Genomic DNA, 10,161 nt, shown 5'->3' with positions numbered 1-10,161 from the left:
TACGCGGCTCTCTTGAATTTCGCTAAGGGCAGGCTTAGAAGCAAACTTCTTCGTCGCCAGCGGCGAGCCGCCCTCGTTCGTGAGGCGTATATAGTCGCCACCAACGACAACTGTCAACACACATCGAGAATGTTTTTGAACTTTTTGCGACAGAAATTTCGGACCCGATCTGTCGACAGCCAACTGCCCCAGGGGAACGCTGGCAACATGCGTGGCACGGCCAGGAAGGAGCCCTATTGCCGCCGCATTGCCGTTCGACACCAAAGCCATCGAATGTGGGCGCCGCCGATCGAGCAGCGCCTCTCTTAGGAGCCCTCCTATATAGGAGTGTGCGATGGGCCTTGCGGAGAAGGTACACCGCCCCGCCTGGTAGAGTGCTCTATAGGAGAAGTGCCTGGGGGCAATTCGGTCGGAGCCTGGCGCTTCGTTGACTTCACCTGCCATGACAGGCAAATGTCACGGCCACAACAAAAGCGACAAGCCGTTCCGCCCGGGGAAGAAGCAGCCTTTCTGGATGCCAGACACGGAAGATGTCATAGCCGAACTCGGCAATGAGCCGCCGCTGATCGCGGATGGCCGCAGCGGCCCGCCCGACCGGCGAGAGGTTTCTGCACGCTGGCTGTCGGGAACATTTCTCACTGGCGTGACCTCGAGCGTGTTGATGGGCGTGGCGCTGTTCGCCGCTCTTGACGGCCGCCAGCAGCTGGCCACCCCACCCGAGATCGCCGAGTTGATCAGCCTTGCCGGCAACGGAGATTCCGGCGAAGTCGCCAAGACGACCAGGCTGGTGGCGCCACGTCAGATCGCAAAGGCCAAGGACCGCCGCCGCATGGAAGTGTCGATGGTCACCAAGGTCGGCGACCGCGACGTCATCCACACCATGCCTTTCGTGCAGATCAAGATGGCCCTTGCCGCCGGCCACACCACCAGCCGCGCCTACCCCCCCTTCGACCCGATGCAAGTGTTCGGCGACGACGGCGACGACAATGCCCAGCCGGCGACGGCCTCGGCCGCTTCCGGCCAGATCTACGGCGCCAAGGTCGAAAGCGAGATGAGCCTGAAGACCGTCGATTTTCCGATCGACACGGCTTCCTTCGACGAAAAGAGCGACCTCTCCGCCGACGAGGTGGAAAAAGTGGTGCGCGAGGCCGGCACCGACCTCAGCGACGGCGCCGTGCAGGTCGCTTCGCTCCACTATGTCGATCCGCAGCGATTCGGCGAAGCCTTTGCCGAGAGCATGGCCGGCTCCTACGACGTCAAGATCGTGCCGGAAAACGTCTCGGTGGCGCCGCGAGCCACCGTTGACGACCAGGCGCCGGCTTTCGCCGAGGAAATCATCCCCTTCACCAAGGATCTCGACGTCACCGAGGCTTTTGCTGATTCGGGCTACACAGGGGAAGACGCCACCGGAATGGCCGAAGCCATAGCCAAGTTGCTCAATGCGACGGCGCTCAAGGCTGGAACCGTGCTACGCGTCGGCCTCGAGGTTCACGGCGATGCCGCCAAGGTCGTGCGCACCAGCGTCTACGACCGGACCCAGCACATCGTCACCATCGCGCTCAACGATCGCGGCCAGTATGTGCCGGCGCAGGAACCGGATCCGAACCCCGAATTGCTGACGGCCTTCGATGATTCGTCGGCGCCGGTGGTGGTGCGCGGCAACCTGCCCAACGTCTATGACGGCATCTACCGCGCCGCCTACTCCTACGGCATGTCCAAGGCGATGACGCAGCGGTTGATCAAGCTGCTGGCGTCCGACGTCGACTTCCAGTCTCGCCTCAGCCCCGCCGACCGCATCGAAGTCCTGTTCTCGCAGCCCGACGGCGACGATCAGACCTCGGACAGCTCCGAGCTTCTCTACGTCTCGGCGACGTTCGGCGGCCAGACCCGCAACTTCTACCGCTTCCAGATGCAGGACGGCGGCACCGACTATTTCGATGAGGACGGTTCGAGTGCCGAGCAGTTCCTGTTGCGCAATCCCCTGCCCGCCGGGAAATTCCGCTCCGGGTTCGGCGCCCGCAGGCATCCGATCCTCGGCTATGTCCGCATGCACACCGGCGTCGACTGGGCAGCCCCCATCGGCACGCCGATCATCGCCGCCGGCAACGGCACGGTCGAGAAGGTCGGCTGGGCCGGCGGTTACGGCAAGCAGATCATCATCCGCCACGCCAATGGCTACGAAACCTCATACAATCACCAGAGCGCCTTTGCCAAAGGCATCGAACCGGGCGTGCACGTCCGCCAGGGCCAGACCATCGGCTTCCTCGGCCAAACCGGCCTCGCCACCGGCCCGCATCTTCACTACGAGCTGATCGTCAACGGCACCAAGGTCGATCCGATGCGTGTCCGCCTGCCGGTCGGCAAGGTGCTGAAGGGCGATGACCTCGTCGCCTTCAAGCGCGAACGCGAACGCATCGACGAACTGTTGAAGCAGGAAGACAGCGATTCGCTGAAGGTTGCGAGCGCCAAGATCGATGGTTGATCGGCTTCAGCCTGGCGTATCTTCGGCCTTTCGCGGCCATGGCAATCGATCACCGGGAATGGTCGTCCAGGCGATGACAGCCGCAAGCAGGCAAAGCAGCGCGGTCACCGAAGAAACCGCGGCAAACGCGGCGTCGCTGGCGGCGAGCCTTGTCGCATCGATGGCCGGGGCAAGCCCGGCTGGCGCCGGTTCACCAAATCCCGGGATGCCGGAGGTTGCGCTCGCGTCCAGTGCATTCGCGTAGACCCACGCGGCAAGCGAGCCCATCGCCGCCACCGCGATCAGACCGCCGATGCGTGAGACGGCATTGTTGATGCCGGAGGCCGCCCCCGTGTCCTTGTCCTCCACCGCCGTCATGATCGCGGTCGACAAGGGCGACACGACCAGAGCCATGCCGAGCCCCATCAGCCCCATCAGCGGGAATGTTCCCGTCCAGAAATTGTGGATGCCGGCGTAGGTGAGCAAGGCCAGCCCGGCAAACGCAAAAGCCACGACCAGGCTGCCGCAGGCGATCGGAAAACGCGGTCCGATCCGGTCCGACAGCTTGCCGACAGGTCCCGACAAAAGCGCGATCGATGCCGACAAGGGCAGGAAGATGAAGCCGACCTCGGCCGTGCTCAGCCCCCAGCCGGCGATCAGCAGCATTGGCAGATAGAAAAGGTTGGCCGACAGCGCAAAATAGAGGAAGAACGTCGCCACATTGGCGCCGGCGAAAGCACCGACGCGAAACAGGCTGAGGTCGATCATCGGCTCGCGCTGACGAAGCTCGAAGACGATGAAGACAGCCAGCAATACGACGCCGGCGGCAATGCTCGGCCCTGCCATGAGGCCCTCGCCGCTGGCGCTCATCGAGGTCAGCCCATAGGCAAGCGCACCGAAAGCCAATGTCGCGAGCGCTGCACCGCCGAGATCCAGGCTGCGTTTCTCCGTCGGCGCATCGGCCGGAACCTTGGCCAGCAGAAGCCAGATCGAAATCAAGCCCAGCGGCAGGTTGATGGCGAAGATCGCCCGCCAGATGCCGTCACCGAAGGCCGACAGCACGAAGCCGCCGAACACCGGGCCAAGTGCCGTGGTCAGCGCCGAAGCCGCCGCCCAGATGCCGATAGCACGGCCGCGTTCTTTCTTCGGGTAGGCCTTGGCGATGATGGCGAGGCTGCCAGGCACCATGATTGCCGCACCGATGCCCTGCAACGCGCGAAATGCGATCAGCACAATTGCATTCGGCGCCAGCGCACAGGCAAGCGAAGCGAGGATGAACAGCGCGATGCCGGCCACGAAGGCGCGGCGCAGACCGAATCGGTCGCCGGCAGCGCCCCCGGCCAGGATCAGCGCCGAGAGCGTCAACGCATAGGCATTGGAAATCCACTGCGCCTCGGCAAGGCTTGCGCCGAGATTGACGCGGATCGCTGGTGTAGCGATGGCCAGGATGGAGCCGTCTATGAAGCCAAGCGCCGAGGCCAGAATTGCCGCGACCAGCACAAATCGTCGCCGCGACTGCGGACAAAACGTTCCATTCGTGACCGGATTGGTCAGCGGGACGGCGGCGGCTTCACTTGGTGAATGCATGAAACCTTGCTTAAACCCCTGGCGCACCGGCAACAACCAGCCAGTGGCTTGCTGTCGCTGAAACCAGCCGTTTGGCCAGGGTCGCACCCTGTCAGGTGCAAATGGCGGCAACCATGCTAGGTTTCCGGAAGGTGCCGAGGGGGAAACATCGATGAAGCGGCCACTTGAAGCATCGGCTGAGGGACGCGGCCGTATCGTCGGGATCACCGACGGCGTATTCGCCATCGCGCTCACCCTGATCGTTCTCGAAATCAGGGTGCCGGCGCACGAGGCGATCCATTCCGAACGCGAGCTGCTCGCCGCGATCGCCGACCTGGCGCCGCGTTTCCTGACCTACGCCTTGAGCTTCCTGACGCTGACCATCTTCTGGTTTGGCCAGCAGGCGCAGCATGGTCTGATCGCCAAATCCGATCGACGGCTTGCCACGCTGAACCTTTGCTTTCTCGCCTTCATCGCCTTGCTGCCCTTCTCGACCGACCTTCTGGCCGACTTCCTCGAGTTCAGAACCGCGGTGCTGGTCTACTGGCTCAATCTGCTGGCGCTCGGCGTCACGCTGTTCGCGAGCTGGCGTTATGCGGAGAAAAGCGGCTTCGTAGCAGAGGATGTCGATGCGGAAACCAAACGCACGGTCTATCTGCGCATCATCAAGGCACAGATCCTGTGGGCGGCCGGTGCCGCACTCTCGCTTGTCAGTCCCTCGCTCAGCGTCGGCTTCATCCTGATCGTGCAGTTGGTCTATGCCGCCGCGCTTCGCGGTTCACTGCTGCGCAAGGTTATCGGCTGAGGGCCCGCCGACAAACTCCACCGTCACGCCCGGCGAAACCAATTTGGCCAGCTCCCGCGCATCCCAGTTGGTCAGGCGTACGCAGCCATGGCTCTCGGTCTTGCCGATCTTCGACGGATCGGGCGTGCCGTGGATGCCGTAGGTCGGCTTATCCAGGGCGATCCAGACCGAACCGACGGGACCGTTCGGGCCCGGCGGAATGGTCAGGACCTTGTCGTTTTGACCCTGCTTGAAATTGATGCTGGGATTGTAGGTGTAGTTCGGATCGAGCGCCACGCGCGACACCGTGTGTATGCCGGACGGTGACGGCGTATCCGACGAGCCGATGGTTGCGGGATAGGCGGCGACCAGTTTGCCGCCGGCGTCATAGGCGAAAACCTCTTTCTTGTCCTTGTCGGCGACGATACGCGCCACCGGCGTCGAAACCAGCCTGCCGAAATTGGCGACCTTGATGATCGTGCCGGGACGATTGAAATCGACCTCCGGGTTGAGCGCCTTGAGATAATTCTCGTCCATGTGAAAGCGCTCCGCGAGCGCCTCGGTCACCGACGTATAACCCATGCGGTCGAGTTGCGCCTTCTGGCTGTAGTCTTCCGGGATCGACGCGACATAGGGACCGGCCGCGTCCTCCGCTGTAATCGTGTAGTTGGCGAAGGCATCGCCGCCGGATTGCGCAAGTGCCGCTTGGATGGCGACCGCGTCGGTCGATCGCAGATTGGCGCCGGTGATCTGGTTGTAGGCGGCGAGCGCCTTGTCGACATTCGAACCGAAACGCCCGTCGATGACGCCAGGCGAAGCGCCACCCCGGTCGAGCAGCACCTGAAGGGCGGCGACATCCTGGCGCGCTCCCAGCGAAAGTGCCGGGGCAACGGTGGTCTTGTCGCCGGCCTTTGGCGGCAGAGCCGCCTGATCGGCGGGTGTCGTCGGCTGGGCAGGGTCTATCGCGGCCTCGTTCAGCGGCTGGCGCTTGATTGTACCCGGCTTAGCCGGCTGCGGCGCGTCGGGATAATTGTCGTCGTAATTGCCATCGTCCTGCGGCGCCGGCGGGTAGGCTTCGGCGGAATTGTCCCCATAGGGATCGTACTCATCTGCCGGCGGCGGGATAACGCGGCCTTCCTCTTCCAACTGCTTGCGCCGGAACCGCGCCATGTCTTCCGGATCGTCGAGATAGTAGCGGTCGTCGCCTTCGGGGGCGCGGCCCAGTTCGCGCAGTCGTGTCTCGCGGCGCAAGGCGCGGCGGTCGAGCCGGGTCTGCGGCGGCTGGATGGCGATGACCTTGCCGGTATCGGCATCGACGATCACGCGGTTGCCCCTGGCGTCGTAGTAGATGTCGAGATTACCGTCCTGGGCGACAAGGATGCCCCCGGTATCGGCAGCGCGGACAACCCTTGGCGCATTGTCCGTCGTCGGCGCGGCGAACGCCCCGGAAGACACAAGCCCGGCGGCTAGCGCCGAGAGGGCAAAGATCGTGCGGAACATGGTGGCCAAATTCTCCGGTCCGTAAATTTGCCGCCGCCGGCATTGTCTTCTGGCGAACCCCTTCGCCAGCAAACCAGTTACACCATCCTATGGTTCCAACATGAACCGGGCATGAAGATGGCGGTTTTCCGGCGCCTCAAGGAATATAGGCTAGCTTTCGGCAAGTCCCAATTCCTTGCGCGCCTGCCTGGTAAGCTTCAGGGCGACAAGGCGATGGCTCTCGCGCAGATAGTCCTTCAGCGCGGCATCATCCATGCTCTGGCTTGTCCGACGCTGGATCCATGTCATGCCGCGCGAGGCAAGATAGGGTGCGGGCCGTAGCCCCGGCTGTTCCTTGAGCACATCATAGGCGATATCGGAACATTTGAAGGTGACGAAGAGCTGCTGGCCATCGTCCCAGCCGCCGATCGCGAAGACCTTGGCCCCCACCTTCCAAACATGGGCGCCACCCCACTGGACGACATGGGTCGTCGAAGGCAGCGAGTCGCAGAAGCTGTTGTAGTCGTCCAGTGTCATCCCCACCCCACGTTTTATATAAAAACGCCGCGCGTCCAGGAAGGACGCGTGGCGCGGGATCAGGCTGCCGCTTCCGCCGCGACGATCGTCGGTTTGGAGCGGAAATTCAGCCGGTCGGAACCGGCTGTCACCTTGACGGTCGAGCCGTCGAGGATGTCGCCGAGCAGGATCTTCTCCGCCAGTGGGTCCTGCAATTCCTTCTGCATCACCCGCTTCAGCGGCCGCGCGCCATAGGCCGGGTCGTAGCCCTTGGCCGCCAGCCAATCCACCGCCTCCTGGTCCAGCGATAGCGTGATCTTGCGGTCGACAAGCAGGCTCTCGAGCCGCTTGAGCTGGATCTCGACGATGCGGCCCATATCCTGCCGGCGCAGCCGGTGGAACAGGATCACCTCGTCGACGCGGTTGAGGAACTCCGGCCGGAACGATGCCCTGACGACGTTCATCACCTCGTCGCGCACCAGATCGACATCCTGGTCCTCGGTGAGGTTGACGAGATATTCGGCGCCGAGGTTCGACGTCATGATGATCAGCGTGTTGCGGAAGTCGACCGTGCGGCCCTGGCCGTCGGTCAGGCGGCCGTCGTCGAGCACCTGCAAAAGCACGTTGAACACATCCGGATGCGCCTTCTCGATCTCGTCGAACAGCACGACCTGATAGGGCCGGCGCCGCACCGCTTCGGTCAGCGCGCCGCCTTCCTCATAGCCGACATAGCCGGGAGGCGCGCCGATCAGCCGGGCGACCGAGTGCTTTTCCATGAACTCCGACATATCGATGCGCACCATGGCGCTCTCGTCGTCGAACAGAAAGCTCGCCAGCGCCTTGGTCAACTCGGTCTTGCCGACACCCGTCGGTCCGAGGAACATGAACGAGCCGATCGGCCGGTTCGGATCCTGCAGGCCCGCGCGGGCGCGGCGCACCGCTTTCGACACAGCTTGCACCGCCTCGCCCTGGCCAACGACGCGCTTGCCGATCTCGTCTTCCATGCGCAGCAGCTTGTCGCGCTCGCCCTGCAGCATCTTGTCGACCGGAATGCCGGTCCAGCGCGAGACGATATGGGCGACGTGGTCGGGGGTAACCACCTCTTCGACCATGCCGGCTTTGCCGTCCTGGGCCTCGGCCTCCTTCAGCTTCTTTTCCAGTTCCGGAATCTTGCCATAGGCAAGCTCGCCGGCGCGCTGGAATTCACCCTTGCGCTGGGCAATGGCAAGGTCGTTGCGCGCCTCGTCGAGCTGCTTCTTCAGGTCGGCGGCGAGCCCGAGCTTCTGCTTCTCGGCCTGCCACTTGGCGGTGATCTCGGTCGATTCCTCCTCAAGGCCGACGAGTTCCTTTTCCAGGCGGGCGAGCCGGTCCTTCGAAGCATCGTCCGTCTCGACCTTCAGCGCCTCGCGCTCGATCTTGAGCTGCATGATGCGGCGATCGATCTCGTCCAGCGCCTCAGGCTTGGAATCGACCTGCATGCGCAGCCGCGATGCGGCTTCGTCGACCAGGTCGATCGCCTTGTCCGGCAGGAAGCGATCGGCGATGTAGCGGTTGGACAGCGTCGCCGCCGCCACCAGCGCTGAATCCGAAATGCGCACCTTGTGGTGCTGCTCGTATTTCTCCTTCAGGCCGCGCAGGATCGAAACGGTGTCTTCCACCGTCGGCTCGTCGACGAAAACCGGCTGGAAGCGCCGGGCAAGGGCTGCATCCTTCTCGACATGCTTGCGATACTCGTCGAGCGTGGTGGCGCCGACGCAGTGCAGCTCGCCGCGCGCCAGCGCCGGCTTCAGCAGGTTGGACGCATCCATGGCGCCATCCGCCTTGCCGGCGCCGACCAGCGTGTGCATCTCGTCGATGAACAGGATGATGTTGCCGCTGGCCGAGGTGACTTCGGAGAGCACGGCCTTCAGCCGCTCCTCGAACTCGCCGCGATATTTGGCGCCGGCAATCAGCGCGCCCATGTCGAGCGCCATCAGCTGCTTGTCCTTCAGCGATTCCGGTACGTCGCCATTGACGATGCGCAGTGCCAGGCCTTCGGCGATCGCCGTCTTGCCGACGCCGGGTTCGCCGATCAGCACCGGATTGTTCTTGGTGCGGCGCGACAGCACCTGGATGGTGCGGCGGATCTCGTCGTCACGGCCGATCACGGGGTCCAGCTTGCCGGCACGGGCATCCGCAGTCAGGTCGCGCGCGTATTTCTTCAGCGCGTCGTAGCCCTGTTCGGCACTCGCCGAATCGGCGGTGCGGCCCTTGCGGACATCGTTGATGACCTGGTTGAGCGCCTGCGCGGTGACGCCGGCCTTGGCCAATATGTCGGCGGTCTTGGCCGACTTTTCCATGGCGAGCGCCTGCAAGAGCCGCTCGACCGTGACAAAACTGTCACCGGCTTTCTTGGCCAGTTCCTCGGCGGTCGAAAACACTTTCGCCAGCGGCTGGGCCAGATAGAGCTGGCCATTGCCGCCCTCGACCTTGGGCATCGCTTCGAGCGCCGTCTCGACGCCAAGCTTGACGTCGCGGACGTTGCCGCCGGCGCGTTCGATCAGCGACGCGGCCAAGCCCTCGTCGTCGTCGACGAGCACTTTCAGGATATGTTCAGGGGTGAATTGCTGGTGGTTGCGGGAAAGCGCCATGGTCTGCGCGGACTGGATAAAGCCGCGCACGCGCTCTGAGTATTTCTCAAGGTTCATATCTGTCTCCTTCCATCACCGGCCCGCTTTGCGGCACCGGATCCGATTGCGGTGACGGACCCGCTCATTCGAGCCGGGTCCAGTTGAGGCTGATATGGTGCACAGGCGCTGAACCCTCAAGACGTCCCGATATCGGCAACCACATAATATTGCACGGCCGCCCAAACGAAAACGGCGGAGATTTCTCTCCGCCGCTCAATGCCTTGAAATGCCGTTGGGTCAGTTATCGATATCGACATTGACCGGTTGGGCGTTGCCGCTGTCGGCCGGGGCCGCAGCCACCTCGCCGGCGTCGGTCCCGGAACTGGCATTGTCACTACCGCCATCAACCTGATCGGCGTTGACGCGCGGGCGGCGCGGACGACGCGGACGACGGGCAGCACCGCTTTCGGCGGCCGCCTCGTTGAGTTCGGCCTGGGCGGCAAGACCTGCCGGGGAAAGGTTCTCGAACGACGGAGCCGGTTCGGCCGGCGCCACAGATTCGGTCGGCGAAACGGCTTCGCCCTGGACCGGGATCTCGTTGCCCTGGGGCTGACCACCTTGCTCGGCGGACGATGAAAAGTCGCGCTGGCCGTTCTGGCCATAGCCGCCATTGGGGCGGCGATCACGATGGCGCCCGCCATTGTTGTCGCGGCCGCCATTGTTGCGCCCGCCATTGTTATCGCGGG

Annotated in this window: 7 protein-coding genes and 1 pseudogene; 2 read left to right on the top strand and 6 right to left on the bottom strand. The window is 63.7% G+C overall.

Features of this window, described 5'->3' with window-relative positions; all coding sequences use genetic code 11:
• Positions 1–270: hypothetical protein (locus EN990_RS35795; RefSeq protein WP_127388324.1), on the bottom strand; the 270-nt coding region annotated here is incomplete at its 3' end.
• 244 nt (positions 271–514) lie between these two features.
• Between EN990_RS35795 and EN990_RS15510 the strand changes: the two genes are divergently transcribed.
• The gene (locus EN990_RS15510) at positions 515–2,482 is read left to right on the top strand and encodes a M23 family metallopeptidase (protein ID WP_027163525.1); all 1,968 of its coding nucleotides are present in this window, start codon (positions 515–517) and stop codon (positions 2,480–2,482) included.
• A 6-nt stretch (positions 2,483–2,488) separates the two neighbouring features.
• Here the strand turns inward: EN990_RS15510 and EN990_RS15505 are convergent, their stop codons facing one another.
• Positions 2,489–4,048 (bottom strand): MFS transporter, encoded by a 1,560-nt coding sequence (locus EN990_RS15505; RefSeq protein ID WP_127368056.1) that lies wholly within the window; start codon positions 4,046–4,048, stop codon positions 2,489–2,491.
• A 151-nt stretch (positions 4,049–4,199) separates the two neighbouring features.
• Between EN990_RS15505 and EN990_RS15500 the strand changes: the two genes are divergently transcribed.
• Positions 4,200–4,832 carry a TMEM175 family protein gene (locus EN990_RS15500; protein WP_127368055.1) on the top strand — a complete coding sequence of 211 codons (633 nt, stop codon included), beginning with the start codon at positions 4,200–4,202 and terminating at the stop codon, positions 4,830–4,832.
• Here the strand turns inward: EN990_RS15500 and EN990_RS15495 are convergent.
• The 4 genes and pseudogenes from EN990_RS15495 to EN990_RS15480 form a co-directional block, all read right to left on the bottom strand.
• Positions 4,806–6,311, bottom strand: coding sequence for a L,D-transpeptidase family protein (locus EN990_RS15495; protein WP_013529466.1), 1,506 nt, complete (start codon positions 6,309–6,311; stop codon positions 4,806–4,808). The two genes, EN990_RS15500 and EN990_RS15495, sit on opposite strands and share 27 nt — an antisense overlap.
• Positions 6,312–6,461: 150 nt before the next feature.
• Positions 6,462–6,827, bottom strand: a complete 366-nt coding sequence (locus tag EN990_RS15490; RefSeq protein WP_013529465.1) for an MmcQ/YjbR family DNA-binding protein — start codon at positions 6,825–6,827, stop codon at positions 6,462–6,464.
• Between the two features lie 59 nt (positions 6,828–6,886).
• The gene (gene clpB / locus EN990_RS15485) at positions 6,887–9,493 is read right to left on the bottom strand and encodes an ATP-dependent chaperone ClpB (RefSeq protein WP_013529464.1); all 2,607 of its coding nucleotides are present in this window, start codon (positions 9,491–9,493) and stop codon (positions 6,887–6,889) included.
• Between the two features lie 219 nt (positions 9,494–9,712).
• Positions 9,713–10,161 (bottom strand): annotated as a pseudogene (locus tag EN990_RS15480) (DUF4167 domain-containing protein); the annotation flags it as partial.

Source organism: Mesorhizobium sp. M7A.F.Ca.US.005.03.1.1 (genome assembly GCF_003997975.1).
Lineage (GTDB): Bacteria > Pseudomonadota > Alphaproteobacteria > Rhizobiales > Rhizobiaceae > Mesorhizobium > Mesorhizobium ciceri.
This window is presented reverse-complemented; position numbering and strand designations above follow the sequence as displayed.